Origin of the sequence: Pseudomonas sp. KK4, from assembly GCF_001984065.1 — a bacterium.
Lineage (GTDB): Bacteria > Pseudomonadota > Gammaproteobacteria > Pseudomonadales > Pseudomonadaceae > Aquipseudomonas.
On sequence record NZ_LYVP01000019.1, the window covers coordinates 1 to 17,797 of the forward strand.

General features: G+C 61.1%; 17 protein-coding genes. 10 read left to right on the plus strand and 7 right to left on the minus strand.

Annotation, left to right across the window (positions count from 1 at the left end):
• Positions 1-156: 156 nt before the first annotated feature.
• On the plus strand, positions 157-1,023 hold the full coding sequence (locus B0W55_RS09495; RefSeq protein WP_077045746.1) for a carboxylate/amino acid/amine transporter: 867 nt from the start codon (positions 157-159) through the stop codon (positions 1,021-1,023).
• A 117-nt stretch (positions 1,024-1,140) separates the two neighbouring features.
• On the opposite strand, the gene B0W55_RS09500 is transcribed toward B0W55_RS09495, so the two are convergent.
• A complete protein-coding gene (locus B0W55_RS09500) occupies positions 1,141-2,439 on the minus strand; it encodes a mechanosensitive ion channel family protein (protein ID WP_077045747.1) in 1,299 nt (432 codons plus the stop codon).
• 192 nt (positions 2,440-2,631) lie between these two features.
• Here B0W55_RS09500 and B0W55_RS09505 point away from each other — a divergent pair, with 192 nt between their 5' ends.
• Both B0W55_RS09505 and arfB read left to right on the plus strand, forming a co-directional pair.
• Positions 2,632-3,978, plus strand: coding sequence for a DEAD/DEAH box helicase (locus B0W55_RS09505; RefSeq protein ID WP_077045748.1), 1,347 nt, complete (start codon positions 2,632-2,634; stop codon positions 3,976-3,978).
• Positions 3,979-4,065: 87 nt separating this feature from the next.
• Entirely contained in the window at positions 4,066-4,479 is a 414-nt protein-coding gene (arfB, locus tag B0W55_RS09510; RefSeq protein WP_077045749.1) for an alternative ribosome rescue aminoacyl-tRNA hydrolase ArfB, read from the plus strand.
• On the opposite strand, the gene B0W55_RS09515 is transcribed toward arfB, so the two are convergent.
• The 6 genes from B0W55_RS09515 to phhA all read right to left on the minus strand — a co-directional run bounded on the left by B0W55_RS09515 (position 4,476) and on the right by phhA (position 8,862).
• Positions 4,476-5,666: an MFS transporter gene (locus tag B0W55_RS09515; RefSeq protein ID WP_077045750.1), complete on the minus strand. Its 1,191-nt coding sequence runs from the start codon at positions 5,664-5,666 to the stop codon at positions 4,476-4,478. The genes arfB and B0W55_RS09515 overlap by 4 nt on opposite strands.
• Before the next feature lie 103 nt (positions 5,667-5,769).
• Complete coding sequence (locus B0W55_RS09520; protein ID WP_077045751.1) at positions 5,770-5,952, minus strand: hypothetical protein; 183 nt, start codon at positions 5,950-5,952, stop codon at positions 5,770-5,772.
• A 71-nt stretch (positions 5,953-6,023) separates the two neighbouring features.
• On the minus strand, positions 6,024-6,155 hold the full coding sequence (locus B0W55_RS31100) for a hypothetical protein (protein ID WP_256576250.1): 132 nt from the start codon (positions 6,153-6,155) through the stop codon (positions 6,024-6,026).
• A gap of 260 nt (positions 6,156-6,415) precedes the next feature.
• A complete protein-coding gene (locus B0W55_RS09525; RefSeq protein WP_077045752.1) occupies positions 6,416-7,609 on the minus strand; it encodes an amino acid aminotransferase in 1,194 nt (397 codons plus the stop codon).
• Positions 7,609-7,965, minus strand: coding sequence for a 4a-hydroxytetrahydrobiopterin dehydratase (locus B0W55_RS09530; protein ID WP_007975310.1), 357 nt, complete (start codon positions 7,963-7,965; stop codon positions 7,609-7,611). Before B0W55_RS09530 ends, B0W55_RS09525 begins: the two co-directional genes overlap by 1 nt.
• Positions 7,966-8,070: 105 nt before the next feature.
• A complete protein-coding gene (gene phhA / locus B0W55_RS09535) occupies positions 8,071-8,862 on the minus strand; it encodes a phenylalanine 4-monooxygenase (protein ID WP_077045753.1) in 792 nt (263 codons plus the stop codon).
• A 393-nt stretch (positions 8,863-9,255) separates the two neighbouring features.
• Between phhA and B0W55_RS09540 the strand changes: the two genes are divergently transcribed.
• From B0W55_RS09540 to flgK, 7 genes are all read left to right on the plus strand, one after another.
• Positions 9,256-10,815 carry a sigma-54-dependent transcriptional regulator gene (locus B0W55_RS09540; RefSeq protein WP_077045754.1) on the plus strand — a complete coding sequence of 520 codons (1,560 nt, stop codon included), beginning with the start codon at positions 9,256-9,258 and terminating at the stop codon, positions 10,813-10,815.
• Positions 10,816-11,019: 204 nt separating this feature from the next.
• The gene (locus tag B0W55_RS09545; RefSeq protein WP_077045755.1) at positions 11,020-11,760 is read left to right on the plus strand and encodes a flagellar basal body rod protein FlgF; all 741 of its coding nucleotides are present in this window, start codon (positions 11,020-11,022) and stop codon (positions 11,758-11,760) included.
• Positions 11,761-11,805: 45 nt separating this feature from the next.
• Positions 11,806-12,591 (plus strand): flagellar basal-body rod protein FlgG, encoded by a 786-nt coding sequence (gene flgG, locus B0W55_RS09550; RefSeq protein WP_077045756.1) that lies wholly within the window; start codon positions 11,806-11,808, stop codon positions 12,589-12,591.
• A 53-nt stretch (positions 12,592-12,644) separates the two neighbouring features.
• Positions 12,645-13,340 carry a flagellar basal body L-ring protein FlgH gene (gene flgH / locus B0W55_RS09555; RefSeq protein WP_077045757.1) on the plus strand — a complete coding sequence of 232 codons (696 nt, stop codon included), beginning with the start codon at positions 12,645-12,647 and terminating at the stop codon, positions 13,338-13,340.
• A 30-nt stretch (positions 13,341-13,370) separates the two neighbouring features.
• Complete coding sequence (locus B0W55_RS09560) at positions 13,371-14,459, plus strand: flagellar basal body P-ring protein FlgI (protein WP_175645487.1); 1,089 nt, start codon at positions 13,371-13,373, stop codon at positions 14,457-14,459.
• An 11-nt stretch (positions 14,460-14,470) separates the two neighbouring features.
• Positions 14,471-15,751 (plus strand): flagellar assembly peptidoglycan hydrolase FlgJ, encoded by a 1,281-nt coding sequence (gene flgJ / locus B0W55_RS09565; protein WP_077045758.1) that lies wholly within the window; start codon positions 14,471-14,473, stop codon positions 15,749-15,751.
• 23 nt (positions 15,752-15,774) lie between these two features.
• Complete coding sequence (gene flgK, locus B0W55_RS09570; RefSeq protein ID WP_077045759.1) at positions 15,775-17,787, plus strand: flagellar hook-associated protein FlgK; 2,013 nt, start codon at positions 15,775-15,777, stop codon at positions 17,785-17,787.
• Positions 17,788-17,797 lie beyond the last annotated feature (10 nt).

The window sequence follows — 17,797 nt, forward strand, 5'->3', positions numbered from 1 at the left end:
AGGAGCGAGCTTGCTCGCGAAAAACGCCAGGGCAACGCGGGCATTCAGATAGTCCGCGTTTTCGTTGACGTCCATCGCGAGCAAGCTCGGCTCCTGCAGGGTTCGCAGTAAAGGGCAAAACCCGCTATCGTCGCCGCCATTCAAAACGAGGCGAGCATGGGCTATCTACTTTTTGTCACGCTGATCCAGGCGTTTTCTTTCAGTTTGATCGGCGAGTACCTGGCCGGTCATGTCGACAGTTATTTCGCGGTGCTGGTGCGCGTGCTGCTGGCGGGGCTGGTGTTCATTCCGTTGACGCGCTGGCGCTCGGTGGAACCGGCGTTCATGCGTGGCATGTTGCTGATCGGCGCGCTGCAGTTCGGCGTGACCTACGTTTGCCTGTACCTGAGCTTCCGTGTGCTGACGGTGCCGGAAGTGTTGCTGTTCACTATCCTCACGCCGTTGCACGTGACCTTGATCGAAGACGCGCTGAACCGCCGCTTCAATCCCTGGGCCCTGATCGCTGCACTGGTGGCGGTCGCGGGAGCGGCGGTGATTCGCTACGATCGCATCAACCCGGACTTCTTCATGGGCTTTTTGCTGCTGCAATTGGCCAACTTCACCTATGCCGCAGGCCAAGTGCTGTACAAGCATCTGGTAGCGCGTCACCCCAGCGACCTGCCGCATTATCGACGCTTCGGCTATTTCTACCTGGGGGCATTGGCGGTGGCCTTGCCGGCGTTCCTGCTGTTCGGCAAACAAAATTTCCTGCCTGAAGCACCCCTGCAATGGGGCGTGCTGTTGTTCCTCGGCCTGGTCTCGACTGCTTTGGGACTCTACTGGTGGAACAAAGGCGCATGCCTGGTGAACGGTGGGACACTGGCGGTGATGAACAACCTGCACGTACCGGTGGGATTGCTGATCAACCTGTTGATCTGGAATCAGCATGAGGAGTTGGGACGCTTGCTGCTGGGCGGCTCGGTGATTCTGCTGGCGGTGTGGATCAGTCGGTTGGGTGTGCGAAACCAGCTGGCAACCGCCTGACCCTGTAGGAGCTAGCTCGCTCGCGATGGTGGTTAACGAAAACACGGGCTGTCTGAATGCCCGCGGTGCCGGAAATTTCATCGCGAGTGAACTCGCTCCTACAGGGGGCGGCGTGCACTACATCACGTGCTTTTCGGGCTCGGGCATGTGGCTCGCGCCCAACACCGCTGGCAGCAGCCCGGCCCGTAAATCCCCGCCACTGGGCTGCTGGTACAGGCTCAAGCCAAACTCCGGCAGCACCGCCAGCAGGTAATCGAAAATATCCCCCTGAATCCGCTCGTAATCGGCCCAGGCCGTGGTGCGGGTGAAGCAGTAGATTTCCAGTGGGATGCCCTGGGCCGTGGTCTGCATCTGCCGGACCATGCAGGTCATGTTCGGCTGGATTTCCGGATGGCTCTTCAGATAGGCCAAGGCATAAGCGCGGAACGTCCCGATATTGGTCATGCGTCGGCGGTTGGCGGACATGGCCGCGACATTGCCTTGCGCTTCGTTCCAGGCCTTGAGCTCAGCCTGTTTGCGGCTGATGTAGTCGGTCAGCAGATGCACCTGGGACAGCTTCTGCTCCTCGTCATCGCGGATGAAGCGCACGCCGCTGGCATCGATGAACAGGCTGCGCTTGATCCGTCGCCCGCCGGACTGCTGCATGCCGCGCCAGTTCTTGAAGGACTCGGACATCAGGCGCCAGGTCGGAATCGAGACGATGGTCTTGTCGAAGTTCTGCACCTTGACCGTGTGCAGCGTGATGTCCACCACGTCGCCATCGGCGCCGACCTGCGGCATCTCGATCCAGTCGCCGACCCGCAGCATGTCGTTGCTGGTCAGTTGCACGCTGGCGACGAACGACAGCAGGGTGTCCTTGTAGACCAACAGGATCACCGCCGACATGGCGCCCAGACCCGACAGCAGCAACAGCGGCGAGCGGTCGATCAGGGTCGCGACGATGATGATGGCGCCGAACACGTACAACACCATTTTCGCCAGTTGCACGTAGCCCTTGATCGAACGGGTCCGGGCGTGTTCGGTGCGGGCGTAGATGTCCAGCAGGGCGTTGAGCAGGGCGCTGATGCACAGCACCAGAAACAGGATGGTGAACGCCAGCGCGACGTTGCCGAGGAAAATCATCGCGGTCTTGCTCAGTTCCGGTACCAGATGCAGGCCGAACTGGATTACCAGCGACGGCGTCATCTGTGCCAGGCGCTGAAACACCTTGTTGTGGCGAAAATCGTTGATCCAGTGCAAGGCCGGCTGACGGCCCAGCATGCGGCTGGCGTGCAGGATCAGGTAGCGCGCCACTCGTCCGAGCACCAGCGCGATCACCAGCAGCAGCGCCAAGGCCAGGCTGGCATGCAGGAGCGGGTGCTGATCGAGGGTGCCCCAAAGGTCTTGGGCGTTGAGCCAGAGCTGTTTGATATCCATGGGTAGCAACAATTCTTCTGTAAGACGCGACGGGCGATTAGAGCATTTAAGACGCTTTGTATTACGCTCTGGGACAAATCAGGCAACAAAAAAGCCACTGTTTGCTGCCGATTGCACAAAGAAACTCGGCCTCAGCGCTCGAAACCGTTACCCTATGCAGCTGTTTTTTTGCATTTCTTCGAGGTAGCACCCGTGTTTTCCGAATTCGCCCTGCACGAACGCCTGCTCAAAGCCGTGGCCGAACTGAAATTTGTCGAGCCGACGCCTGTGCAAGCAGCGGCTATTCCGCTGGCGCTCCAGGGGCGTGACCTGCGGGTGACGGCGCAAACCGGCAGCGGTAAAACCGCGGCCTTCGTTCTGCCGATCCTCAACCGCCTGATCGGCCCGGCCAAGATCCGCGTCAGCATCAAGACCCTCATCCTGCTGCCGACCCGCGAGCTGGCCCAGCAGACCTTGAAAGAGGTCGAGCGCTTCTCGCAGTTCACCTTCATCAAGTCCGGCCTGATCACCGGCGGCGAAGACTTCAAGGTCCAGGCTGCCATGCTGCGCAAGGTGCCGGACATCCTGATCGGTACGCCGGGGCGGATGATCGAGCAACTGAACGCCGGCAACCTCGACCTCAAGGAAGTCGAAGTGCTGGTGCTGGACGAAGCCGACCGCATGCTCGACATGGGCTTTGCCGAGGACGTACAGCGCCTGGTGGACGAGTGCACCAACCGTCAGCAGACCATGCTGTTCTCCGCCACCACCGGCGGTTCGGGCTTGCGCGAGATGGTCGCCAAGGTCCTGAACAACCCTGAGCACCTGCAGCTCAACGCGGTCAGCCAACTGAACGAAACCACCCGTCAGCAGATCATCACCGCCGACCACAACCAACACAAAGAACAGATCGTCAACTGGCTGCTGGCCAACGAGACCTACCAGAAGGCCATCGTCTTCACCAACACCCGGGCCATGGCCGACCGTATCTACGGCCGTCTGGTGGCGCAGGACTACAAAGCGTTCGTGCTGCACGGCGACAAGGACCAGAAGGATCGCAAACTGGCGATCGACCGTCTCAAGCAAGGCGGGGTGAAAATCCTTGTGGCTACTGACGTTGCCGCTCGCGGCCTGGACGTCGACGGTCTGGACCTGGTGATCAACTTCGACATGCCGCGCAGTGGCGACGAATACGTGCACCGTATCGGTCGTACCGGCCGCGCCGGCAACGATGGCCTGGCCATCTCGCTGATCTGCCACGGCGACTGGAACCTGATGTCGAGCATCGAGCGCTACCTCAAGCAGAGCTTCGAACGCCGGACCATCAAGGAAGTCAAAGGCACCTACGGCGGACCGAAAAAGGTCAAGGCCTCCGGCAAGGCTGTTGGCGTGAAGAAGAAAAAGACCGACGCCAAGGGCGACAAGAAAAAAGTCGCCGCCAAGACCCCGACCAAGCGCAAGAGCGTCAACCGCCCGAAGGCCGACGCCCCGTCGCTGGTCAGCAAGGACGGCATGGCCCCGCTCAAGCGCCGCAAGCCAGAGGCGCCAGCGGCTGAATAAGCGCTGGAGCTGAATAAAAAATGCCCGTATCGCCAGATACGGGCATTTTTGTTTAGATGGGGCACAGCCCCGAGGTAGTGATTGGCCATGCTGGTGATTTCCAACAACGTGCATCTGCCCGACAGCGAGATCGAGTTGACCGCCATCCGCGCCCAGGGCGCCGGTGGGCAGAACGTCAACAAGGTCTCCAGCGCCGTGCACCTGCGCTTCGACATTCCCAATTCGTCGTTGCCCGACTTCTACAAGGAGCGCCTGCTGGCCCTGCGCGACAGTCGCATCACCAGTGACGGCGTGTTGATCATCAAGGCCCAACAGTACCGCACCCAGGAGCAGAACCGCGCCGATGCGCTGGAGCGTCTGACCGAGCTGATCCTCAGTGCCACCAAGGTCGAAAAGAAACGCCGCCCGACCAAGCCCACCCTCGGCTCCAAGACCCGTCGGCTCGAATCCAAGAGCAAGCGCGGCAACATCAAGGCCGGGCGTGGCAAGGTGGATTTCTAGCGGGCCGCCCGTTCCTTCGGCGCTTGTCGATACAGGTAGATGCAGAGCATCAGGCTACTGACCGCGGCCAGCGCGGCGAACAGGAAGATCGACGCAAACCCGAAGCCCGAGGCCACCGCACCGGCCAATGGGCCGGTGATCCCCAGCGACAGATCAATGAACAGCGAATAAGCCCCGACTGCCGCGCCACGACTGGAAGCAGGCACCAGGTTGACCGCCTCGACCCCCAGCGCCGGAAACACCAGCGAGAAGCCAAAACCACTCAGCGCCGCACCCGCCAGCGCCCAGTGGGCGTCCGGCGCCAGCCACAACAGCAACAGCCCCAGGGTCTCCACCGACAGGCAGGCGATCGCCACACGAAAGCCGCCCAAGCGATTGATCAGGTTGCCAAACAACAGCCGCGCGCCGATGAAGCTGGCGCCGAACAGGCTCAGGCACAGCACTGCGTTATCCCAGTGCTGGGTGGCGTAATACAGGGTGATGAAGGTGGCGATGGTGCCGAAACCGATGGAGCCCAACGCCAGGCCGCAACCGTGGGGCAGCACCCGCCCGAGCACATGCATGAACGGCAGGCGTTCGCCGACCACGATCGGCGCGGCGGTTTTCGGCCAGGCCAGTGCCAATCCAAACAAGGCCAGCAGCACAATGCTCACGCCCATGCTCCACAAGCCCAATTGGCCGACCAGCCACACCCCCAGCGGGGCGCCGACGGCCAGTGCGCCATAACTGGCGATGCCATTCCAGGAGATGACCTTGGCAGTGTTCGCCGCACCGACCCGGCCGATGCCCCAGCCGATGGAGCCGGAGCCCACCAGGCTCTCCGCGCTGCCCAGCACCAGACGGCCGACCAGCAGACTGGCCAGGCTGAGCATCGGCAAATGCTGGGTCCAGGCCGAGATCAGCATGAACACGCCGCTCAACCCGCAACCGGCCAGGCCATACATCACCGCCAGTTTGCTGCCCTTGTTGTCGATGATTTTCCCGGCGTAGGGACGGCTGAGCAGGGTGGCCAGGTATTGCACGCTGATCACCAGCCCGGCGATCACCGCGCCGAAGCCCAGGTCGCTGTGGACGTAACCGGGCAATACCGCCAAGGGAATGCCGATATTCAGGTAGCCGATAAAGGTGAACAGGACGATGGAGACAACTTGCAGCGTGACCGCCAGGGGGCGCTGGTTTTCAGACATGGGTAAAGGTCCACGGGAAAGCAGGATTAGATAGGCTGCTTATGATAACGGCGCTGGCGTTCGTGGGTTGGGGAAAAGTAAAACTATTTACCGGACGAGGTTATCAAGGCTTGGCAGGTGCCACCAGTTGCGTGGTGACCAGCGCGGCCAGGGCGTTTTCTTCGCTGCCGAAACGGGCGAGCAACGCGGCTTGTTTCTCAGGGGGAAGGCGATTCCAGATCTCGATCATTTTTTCGGCGGTGCCGATCAGGACGCTGGCTTGTTGTTCGTCGAATTCATCGGTCATGGCGGCGCTCGGTTCAGGCAGTGTGGAAAGCGCATGTTAGCGCTTTCCACACGGTCTGTACGGCGGGTGTTTCAGTCTTCGCTGTCAGCCTGGCGGCTGTCAGATGCTTCTTTCGGCTCGGGCTGTTGGGCACCGGCTTGTTGCGTGGTCGTCTGCTCAGGTTCGTGCAGGCTTGGGAAGGGGAGATTGGGAATCTCGTGCATGGTTGCGCTCCTCGCTAAGTCTGTTGATAGATCTGGTAGATCCGCGCTTTCGAAAAAGCCTGGGCAGGATACAGCAGTAAAAATGACAATCAGACTTTTATATCCATTTGTTTCGACGGATGGGCTTGTATAGACACGTATTGAAGGGCGCGCAGCCGCTAAATGTGGGAGCGGGCTTGCTCGCGAAAGCGGAGTGTCAGTCGGCCGATAGGTTGACTGTTACACCGTATTCGCGAGCAAGCCCGCTCCCACAGTGAAGACTACTTGCAGACGTCGGCGATCGCTTCGGCCAGCAGATCCAGGCGCGTGGCATCAATCCCCGCCACGTTGGCCCGGCCAGTACCCACCATGTAAACGCTGTGTTGATCACGCAGTTGCTTGACCTGCTCCGGCGACAAACCGGTGTAGGAAAACATCCCGCGTTGCACGCCAATGTGCGCAAAACGTTCGCGCAAACCATGGGGTTCCAGGGCTTCCACCAGGCCGCTGCGCAACTGGGCAATGCGCAGACGCATGGTTTCCACCTCGTCGACCCAAAGGTTTTTCAGCTCTGGATCGCCAAGGATGGTCGCCACCACGGCAGCACCGTGATCCGGTGGGGTCGACCACAGGTTGCGGGCGATGTTGGCCAGTTGGCTGCGAATGTCGATCAGCTTGTCGGCGGTTTTCGCGCAGACGATCAGCGCACCGGTGCGGTCGCGGTACAGGCCGAAGTTCTTCGAGCAGGAACTGGTGATCAGCACTTCCGGCAGCTCGGCGGCGAACAGCCGGGTCGACCAGGCGTCCTGCTCCAGGCCATCGCCAAAACCCTGGTAGGCGAAGTCGATCAGTGGCAGCAGTTCGCGCTTGCGCACCACGTCCAGAATCCGTCGCCAGTCGTCGTGGGACGGATCGAACCCGGTCGGGTTGTGGCAGCAGGCGTGCAGCAGGACCACATCACCCTTGGGGGCTGCGGCGAGCGCGGTGAGCATGCCCTCGATATCGAGCCGGTTGTCGCGGCCCACATAAGGGTAATGACTGACCTTGACCCCGGCCTTGGCGAAAATGCTTTCGTGGATCGGCCAGGTCGGATCGCTCAACCACACGCCACGGCCTGGCAGGCACTGAGCGATGAAATCCGCACTCAGGCGCAGCGCACCGGTGCCGCCCGGGGTCTGGCTGGCGCCAGCGCGTTTGTCGCGAATCAGCGGCGAGTCGGCGCCCAGCACCAGCTCATTGATCACCTTGCCGAACGCCGGCTCGCCGTGACCGCCAATGTAGATCTTGGTGGTCTGCTGCTCCATCAGCCGCGCCTCGGCCAGCTTCACCGAGTGCGGAATCGGCGTCAGGCCCTGGGCGTCCTTGTAGACGCCAACGCCCAAGTCGAACTTGCGCGGGTTGGGGTCCTGCGCATAAGCCTCCATCAGGCTCAGGATCGGGTCGCCGGGCACTCGGCCGATGGCATCGAAATGCATTATTTGCGTCCCTCGGCGTCCTTGGCCACTTCGTCAGTGCGCGCGGCCATGATGAAATCGTTGCGGTGCAGGCCCTTGATCGAGTGGCTCCACCAGGTCACGGTGACTTTGCCCCATTCGGTCAGCAGGCCTGGGTGGTGACCTTCGGCCTCGGAGATCTCGCCGACGGCGTTGGTGAACGCCAGGGCGTGCTTGAAATTCTTGAACAGGAAGACTTTTTCCAACTGCATGATGCTGTCGCGTACTTCGATGTTCCAGTCCGGGATCTGCTTGATCAGGATCGGCAACTCTTCGTCGCTGACCTGTGGAGCATCGGCGCGGCAGGCTTCGCAGTGGGCTTGGTTCAATGTGGACATGGTGGATTCCTGAAAATCTGATGATTGGAATTCGGCCGTCAGTGTGACCACGCTAAAGCAAAGCGACGGTTTCTGACAGACTCACTTGATCGTAAAAGCAGCGGTTCAGGCGGCTTTTGGTTTTGGCGGAAATTTCGGCGCGTGCAGACCCATCTGCATGGCCTGCTTGACCATGCCCATGATGTCTTCGTGGGCGAGGTCGAACAGGCGCTTGAGATTCGGTAGCACGAAGTACAACGGCTGCAGAATGTCGATGCGATAGGGGGTGCGCATGCACTCCAGCGGATCGAAAGCCTGGTGCTCAGGCTCGTCCGACAGGCAGTAAACGGTTTCTTTGGGCGAGGACAGGATGCCGCCACCGTAGATGCGCTGGCCCTGCGGGGTATCGAGCAGGCCGAACTCGATGGTCATCCAGTACAGGCGCGCCAGGTACACGCGTTCTTCCTTGGAGGCCTGTAGGCCAAGTTTGCCGTAGGTGTGGGTAAATTCGGCGAACCAGGGGTTGGTCAGCAGCGGGCAGTGGCCGAAGATCTCGTGGAAAATGTCCGGCTCTTGCAGGTAATCCAGCTCTTCGCGGGTGCGAATGAAGGTCGCCACTGGAAACTGCTTGCTGGCGAGCAATTCAAAAAAGGTCTGGAAAGGGATCAGCGCCGGAACGCGGGCCACCTGCCAACCGGTGGTTTCACCCAGCACTTTGTTGATCTCGCCCAGTTGCGGAATGCGGTCGTGGGGCAGACCGAGTTTTTCGATGCCGTCCAGGTATTCCTGGCACGCACGCCCTTCGATCACTTTCAACTGGCGAGTGATCAGCGTGTTCCATACCGCGTGTTCTTCGTCGGTATAGTCGATAAAACCTTGCGCATCGGGCTCGCGAGCCACGTATTGCGTCTGCTTCATGCTGCTCTCCTGCGAGGGATTTCGTTCTTGTTATGTCCTGCTATGGACTTAGAAATACTCCAAGGGTTGCGGCATTGCAGTAGGTGAGGGAAGCAGGACGTAGGAAAAATCCGCTGGATTCGTAAATTTTTCGTTACGTTTTGCCGGGTGCTGCGCAGCTGTTGCGGTTTGAGGATTTGAAAAGCGCTCTGACTGTCACATAATCTTGACGACTATCTGAGTGCCTTGGCAGAAAATGCCCGCAAAGCACTGCAGTGCCCCTGTGGTAGCGGGCTTGCTCGCAAAGGCGGTGTGTCAGTCGATGTGAATGGCGACAGGCATACCGTCTTCGCGAGCAAGCCCGCTCCCACAGGGTTGTGCATCAACCCCACTCACCGTTTTCGGGCCTTTTATATGCGAATCAAAGTCCACTGCCAGAACCGCATCGGCATCCTGCGTGACATTCTCAACCTGCTGGTGGGGTACGGCATCAACGTCGCGCGCGGTGAGGTGGGCGGTGAGCATGGCAATGCGATCTACCTGCACTGTCCCAACCTGATCAACATCCAGTTCCAGGCCTTGCGTCCGAAATTCGAAGCGATTGCCGGGGTGTTTGGCGTCAAGCGTGTAGGCCTGATGCCCAGCGAGCGTCGGCATATGGAACTCAATGCGTTACTGGGCGCCCTGGAGTTTCCGGTGCTGTCGATCGACATGGGCGGCTCCATCGTTGCCGCCAACCGTGCGGCAGCGCAGTTGCTGGGTGTGCGGGTCGACGAGGTGCCCGGAATTCCGCTGTCGCGCTACGCCGAGTATTTCGATTTGCCGGAACTGGTGCGCGCCAACAAGTCGCGAATCAACGGCCTGCGGGTCAAGGTCAAGGGCGATGTGTTTCTGGCCGACATTGCCCCGCTGCAATCTGAGCATGACGACAGCGAAGCCATGGCCGGCGCAGTGCTGACGCTGCATCGCGCCGACCGGGTAGGGGAGCGCATCTACAACGTGCGCAAACAGGAATTGCGTGGCTTCGACAGCATCTTTCAAAGCTCGAAGGTGATGGCTGCCGTGGTGCGCGAAGCCCGGCGCATGGCGCCCCTCGACGCACCGCTATTGATAGAAGGCGAAACCGGCACCGGCAAGGAGCTGCTGGCGCGGGCCTGTCACCTGGCCAGCCCCCGTGGGCAATCGCCGCTGATGGCGCTCAACTGCGCCGGCCTGCCGGAGTCCATGGCCGAGACCGAACTGTTCGGCTACGGCCCTGGCGCCTTCGAAGGGGCGCGGGCCGAGGGCAAGCTCGGGCTGTTGGAATTGACGGCGGGCGGCACGCTGTTTCTCGACGGTGTGGGGGAAATGAGCCCGCGGCTGCAGGTGAAATTGCTGCGCTTCCTGCAGGACGGCTGCTTTCGTCGTGTGGGCAGTGATGAGGAGGTCTACCTCGATGTGCGGGTGATCTGTGCGACCCAGGTCGACCTTTCCGAGCTGTGCGCCCGGGGTGAGTTTCGCCAGGACCTCTATCACCGCTTGAATGTGTTGTCGCTGCACATCCCGCCGTTGCGCGAATGCCTCGACGGTTTGCCGCCGCTGGTGGAGCATTTTCTCGATCAGGCCAGTCGGCAGATCGGTTGCCCGCTGCCGAAACTGGCGCCGGCGGCCATGGATCGGTTAAGCCATTACCATTGGCCGGGCAACGTGCGGCAGTTGGAGAACGTGTTGTTCCAGGCGGTTTCGCTGTGCGACGGCGGCACCGTCAAGGCCGAGCACATCCGTTTGCCGGACTACGGCGTGCGCCAACCGCTGGGGGATTTTTCCCTCGAAGGCGGGCTGGACGAAATCGTCGGGCGTTTCGAAAAAGCCGTGCTGCAAAGCCTGTATTGCGAGCATCCCAGCAGCCGGCAACTGGGCAAGCGGCTCGGGGTTTCCCATACCACCATCGCCAACAAGTTGCGTGAGTACGACGTGGGCAAGAACGACGCCTAGCCAACACTTGGGAAAAGACTTGCCTCCAACCGGCATGACACCGCCGGTTTTTCGTCTTCGACACCATCGCTCCATTCCCTGCAAACCCCTCAAGTCCTTTGTTTACCGGCCCTTGCGCCGGCAAAAACAAGTTGGTCTGCAAATTGCTTGTGGCTCATCAGTACAGCAGTGGGCGGCAAACGTCCGGCAGGCAGAGGATAGATTGTGGACAAGTACCTTTATGTGGCAATGACCGGCGCCAGCCAGAATGCACTGGCGCAAAAGGCTCATGCCAACAACCTGGCGAACATCTCTACCAACGGCTTCCAGAAAGACCTGGAGCAGGCGCGTTCGATGCCGGTGTTCGGTGACAGCTTTCCGGCGCGTGCGTTTGCCATGTCCGAACGCCCGGCCACGGATTTCTCCCCAGGCTCGCTGGTGGAAACCGGTCGCGATCTCGACGTTGCCGTGCAAGGCAACGGCTGGCTGGCGGTGCAGAACCCCGATGGCGGTGAAAGCTACGTGCGCACCGGCAGCCTGGTGGTCGATGCCTTGGGCGTCTTGCGCGCCGGCAACGGCATGCCGGTGATCGGCAACGGCGGCCCGATCGCCGTGCCGCCCGAGCAACAGATCGAAGTCGGCGAGGACGGCACCATCAGCATCCGTGCGATGGGCGAAGGTCCGCGGGTCATGGCCGAAGTCGACCGCATCAAGCTGGTCAACCCGGACATCAAGAACATGACCAAGGGCCTGGACGGTTCGATCCACACCAAGGACGGTCAGCCGGCGCAAGCCGATGCCAACGTCAAACTGGTGTCCGGTTTCCTTGAGTCGAGCAACGTCAACGCCGTGGACGAAATGACCTCGGTGCTGGCTTTGTCCAAGCAGTTCGAGCTGCACATCAAGATGATGAACACCGCCAAAGAAGACGACCAGGCCATGGCTCGGGTCTTGCAGATCAGCTAATTATCAGAACGTCGCGCCGTAAAACAGGCGCACGAGGAGAATCGAATGCTTCCGGCTCTATGGGTTGCCAAAACCGGTCTGTCCGCCCAGGACACCAACCTGACCACCATTTCCAACAACCTGGCCAACGTGTCGACCACGGGTTTCAAACGTGACCGCGCCGAGTTCCAGGACCTGCTCTATCAGATCAAGCGCCAGCCAGGCGCCCAGTCGACCCAGGACAGCGAACTGCCGTCGGGTCTGCAACTGGGTACCGGTGTGCGCATCGTAGGCACCCAGAAAAACTTCAACGCCGGCAGCCTGCAAACCACCGAGCAGCCGCTGGACATGGCCATCGACGGTCGCGGTTTCTTCCAGATCCTGCAACCGGACGGCACCACGTCCTACACCCGTGACGGCACCTTCCACCTGGACTCCAACGGCCAGATCGTCAACGCCAGCGGTTTCGCCCTGGAGCCGGCGATCGTCATTCCCAACGATGCCCAAACGTTCACCGTGGGCAAGGACGGCACCGTGTCCATCACCACCGCCGGCAACCCGGCGTCCCAGGTGATCGGCAACCTGCAGACCGCCGACTTCATCAACCCGGCCGGCCTGCAGGCCGTGGGCAACAACCTGTTCCTGGAAACCGCCGCCAGTGGCGCGCCGCAAGTCGGCACCCCGGGCCTGGCCGGTTTCGGCACTACGCTGCAGAACACCCTGGAAACCTCCAACGTCAGCACCGTTGAAGAGATGGTCAACATGATCACCACTCAGCGCGCCTACGAGATGAACTCCAAGGTGATCTCCACCGCCGACCAGATGCTCTCGTTCGTAACGCAGAATCTGTAATCAAGTCTACGGGGCGGCCATGAGGTCGCCTGCAACACCGTGAGGTAAGGGTCATGAAACGCTTCGTCTCTGTTATGGCTTTGAGTGGGATCACCGCGCTTGCCGGTTGCGTCGCGCCGACGCCCAAGCCCAACGACCCTTACTACGCCCCGGTGTTGCCGCGCACGCCGCTGCCGGCGGCGGCGAACAACGGCTCGATCTATCAGGCCGGGTTCGAGCAGAACCTGTACAGCGACCGCAAGGCGTTCCGGGTCGGTGACATCATCACCATCACCCTGAACGAGAAGACCCAGGCCAGCAAGAACGCCAACTCGCAAGTGGCCAAGAACAGCAAGACCGGCATCGGCCTGAGTTCGTTGTTCGGCACCAGCGCCACCACCAACAACCCGTTCGGTGGCGGTGACCTGAGCCTGAGTGCCGGCTATGAAGGCGACCGCGCGACCAAGGGTGACAGCAAGGCCGGGCAAGGCAACAGCCTGACCGGTTCGATCACCGTGACCGTGGCCGACGTATTGCCCAACGGCATCATCGCCGTGCGCGGCGAGAAGTGGCTGACCCTCAACACCGGCGATGAGCTGGTGCGGATCGCCGGCCTGGTGCGTGCCGATGACATCGCCACCGACAACACCGTGTCATCGACCCGTGTCGCCGACGCACGCATCACCTATTCGGGCACCGGTTCGTTTGCCGATGCGAGTCAGCCAGGCTGGTTCGACCGTTTCTTCCTCAGCCCGCTGTTCCCTTTCTAGGTGGCTACGTTGTTGAATTTCAGAAGCCTCATGATGGCCGCGGTGATGGTGTCCGCGGCCTTCAACGCCCAGGCCGAACGCCTGAAGGACATCGCCAGCATTTCCGGCGTGCGTTCCAACCAATTGATCGGTTACGGCCTGGTGGTCGGGCTTAACGGTACCGGCGACCAGACGACGCAAACCCCGTTCACCCTGCAGACCTTCAACAACATGCTCTCGCAGTTCGGCATCAAGGTGCCGCCGGGTTCGGGCAACGTGCAGTTGAAGAACGTCGCGGCAGTGTCGATCAGCGCCGATTTGCCGGCGTTCGCCAAGCCGGGTCAGCAGGTCGACATCACCGTTTCGTCCATCGGTAACTCCAAGAGCCTGCGCGGCGGCACCTTGCTGCTGACACCGCTCAAGGGTATCGACGGCAACGTCTACGCCGTGGCACAGGGCAACCTGGTGGTTGGCGGTTTCGACGCCGAGGGCCGTGACGGTTCCAAGATCACGGTCAACGTGCCGTCGGCCGGTCGCATCCCTGGCGGTGCCTCGGTAGAGCGCGCCGTGCCGAGCGGTTTCAACCAGGGCAACAGCCTGACGCTGAACCTCAACCGTTCCGACTTCACCACCGCCAAACGCATCGTCGACAAGATCAACGACATGCTCGGCCCGGGCGTGGCCCAGGCCATCGATGGCGGTTCGATTCGTGTCACCGCGCCACTGGACCCGAGCCAGCGTGTCGACTACCTGTCGATACTCGAAAACCTGGAAATCGATCCGGGCCAGGCCGTGGCGAAAGTCATCATCAACTCCCGTACCGGCACCATCGTGATCGGCCAGAACGTCAAGGTTTCCCCGGCCGCCGTGACCCACGGCAGCCTGACCGTGACCATCACTGAAGATCCGATCGTCAGCCAGCCCGGCCCTCTGTCCAATGGTCAGACGGCAGTGGTGCCACGTTCGCGGGTCAACGCCCAGCAGGAAGCCAAGCCGATGTTCAAGTTCGGCCCGGGCACCACCCTCGACGAGATCGTGCGTGCGGTGAACCAGGTCGGCGCGGCGCCGGGTGACTTGATGGCCATCCTCGAAGCGCTGAAACAGGCCGGCGCGTTGCAAGCCGACCTGATCGTGATCTGAGGACGGCGACCATGGACATGTACAAGAGCGGTCGCGTCAGCAGCAGCGATTCGGGTTCTTTTTCCGACCTGAACCGCCTGAACCAGCTCAAGGTCGGCGACAAGAACAGCGACGCGAACATGCGCAAGGTCGCGCAGGAATTCGAATCGCTGTTCCTTGGCGAAATGCTCAAGTCGATGCGCTCGGCCACCGAAGCGCTGGGCAAGGACAACCCGCTCAATACGCCCGAAGCCAAGCAATATCAGGAAATGTACGACCAGCAGTTGGCCGTTTCCATGTCCCGCGAAGGCGGGGGCATTGGTCTGGCGGACGTGCTGATGCGCCAGATGTCGAAGAATAAACCGTTGGCGCCGGGCGAGGCCGCGATCCTGTCTGCGCAAAAGCAGGAAGCCGCGAAAGCCGCTGCACAAACGCCAGTGGCTGCCGGCACCGTGGCAATCAACGGGCCGCTGTCGCGGGTCAATGGCGAGCGCCCGCTGTGGGCGTCGCGTTCGGTCAAGGCGCCGACAGGCGAGGGCGAGCATCGCAACGACATGGCGCTGATCAACCAGCGTCGCCTGGCGTTGCCGCCGAAACTGGCCGATCGTTTGCTGGCAGGTCTGGTGCCTTCGGCTACGACCGCTGCGGCCGTCAACAAGGCGCCATTGCCGGAACGCGTCGCCACCACCACCGGCGCCGGTGCTTTGTATAACGGCGACTGGCTGGCGAACGCGCAGGCGATGACCAGCGGGACGATGCAGACTCACGGTCGCGCCATCGCACAGATTCCCCTGGCGCCAGCGAAGAAAGCCTTCAGTTCCGCCGACGAATTCGTCAATGCCATGCTGCCCATGGCCAAGGAAGCCGCCGACCGCATCGGCCTCGATCCGCGGTACCTGGTGGCTCAGGCCGCACTGGAAACCGGTTGGGGTAAATCGGTCATGCGCGCCCAGGATGGCAGCAGCAGCCACAACCTGTTCGGCATCAAGGCCAGCAGCAATTGGCAGGGCAATTCGGCGCGGGCGATCACCAGCGAATTCAGAAACGGCGAGATGGTCAAGGAGACGGCCGAGTTCCGTTCCTATGACTCTTACAGGGACAGCTTCCATGACCTTGTGACGCTGTTGCAAACCAACAATCGCTATCAAGATGTCGTGAAGTCGGCCGATAACCCGGAACAGTTTGTACGCGAGCTGCAAAAGGCCGGTTACGCAACCGACCCGCAGTACGCGAGCAAGATTTCGCAGATAGCCAGGCAGATGACGAGTTACCAAAACTACGCCGCGGCGGGCGCTTCCACGACGCCTTTATAGACACAAGGTATAAGGTCTGAATCATGAGTTTGCTCAACATCGGAATGTCGGGTCTGTCCGCTAGCCACGCCTCGTTGGTGACTACCGGTAATAACATTTCCAACGTCGATACCGTCGGGTACTCGCGCCAACAAACCGTACAGAACAGCAAGAATTCCATTCAGTACGGCAATGTGTTCATCGGTACCGGCACCACGCTGGCCGATGTGCGCCGGGTATACAACAGCTACCTCGATTCGCAGTTGCAGACCACCACGTCGCTCAACAGTGACGCCCAGGCGTATCTGGGCCAGGCCACTCAGGTCGACAAGCTGTTGTCCGACAGCGGTACCGGTGTCACCAAATCCTTGCAGGCGTTTTTCTCGTCCCTGCAAACCCTGGCCGGCAACTCCAACGACAACGCCGCGCGCCAGGCGCTGCTGACCAACGCCCAGGGCTTGAGCAGTCGCTTCAATGCGATCTCCCAGCAACTGAGCCAGCAGAACAGCTATATCAACGACCAGTTGGGCTCGATGGCCGACCAGGTCAACAAGCTGGCCTCGACCGTTGCGGTCTACAACAAGAAGATCGCCGAAGTCAGCGGTTCGGGCGGCACGCCCAACGAGCTGCTGGATCAGCGCAACGAAACCATTCGCCAGCTCAATGAACTGGTCGGTACTCAGGTGACTGAAACCGAAGGCCGTCTCGATATTTACCTGGGCAGCGGCCAGCCACTGGTGGTCGGCGATACCGTCAATAAATTGCGCGTGTCGCCGGACCCGGCCGATCCGACCCGTTCCGCGATCATCATGGATCGCAACGGCTCGTCGGTCGACATCACGTCGGTGATGAGCGGCGGCGAGATGGGCGGGCTGGTGCGTTATCGCAATGAAGTGCTGACGCCTGCGGTCAATGGTCTGGGGCGCATCGCCATGGTTGTGGCCGATCAGGTCAACAAGCAACTGGGCCAGGGCCTGGACCAGAACGGCAACTTTGGCGCGGCACTGTTCAACAACATCAACAGTGCGGCCGCGATCAGCCAACGCAGTATCGCCAACGGCAACAACAACCCGGCATCCGGCAACCTGAACGTCACCATCAACGACACCAGCAAGGTGCAGGCCAGTGACTATCAGGTGACCATCACCGCCACCGGTTACAACGTGCGTCGCCTGTCGGACAACACCGACATGGGCAACTTCGCCTTCGCCACGCCGCCGGCTGCACAACCGGTGATCGACGGCTTCAGCCTGAGCATCAACGCCGGCACCGTCGCTGCCGGCGATAGCTTCAAGATCACCCCGACCCGTGGGTCCGCCGCGGACATGGCAACGGTCATGACCGACACCAAGACCCTGGCCACCTCCGCACCGCTGACCTCGACCAAGGCCTCGGGCAACGACGGCACCGGTGCGGTGAGCCAGCCGAGCCTGAAGACTACCCTGGATATTTATGATCCGGTGCAGCGCCTGGAGGTGCAATCGGCGGTCAAGGCGTCGATGCCGGTGCGTCTGACGATGACCAGTGCGACCGCCTACGAAGTCTTCGACGCCAAGGGCAATAGCATCGGCACCGGCAGCATCGTCCCGGGCCAGAACAACGACCTGAACATCGCCGTGCCGTACACCGATGCCGGTGGCAACGCCAAGACCTTCAATGTCGGCATGACCGTCAGCGGCAGCCCGGCGTCGGGTGACAGCTTCAACATCGCCATGACCGCGGCGGACAGCACCGACAACCGCAACGCCCAGGCATTGCTCGGCCTTCAAACCAAGGCCACCGTCGGCGCCAGCGCGACCAGCCCGGGTGTCAGTTTCACCGATGCTTATGGTGGTCTGGTGACCACCGTTGGTTCGCTGACCAAGCAAGGTCAACTCGATGCCACGGCCACCGATACCATTGTGACCAGTGCACGTAATGCCCGGGACTCGCTGTCGGGCGTCGACCTCGATGAAGAGGCGGGCAATCTGACCAAGTACCAGCAGTACTACACGGCTTCTTCGCAGATCATCAAGACTGCGCAGGAAATTTTCAGCACCCTGATCAATGCCCTTTAAGGAGCCGTAG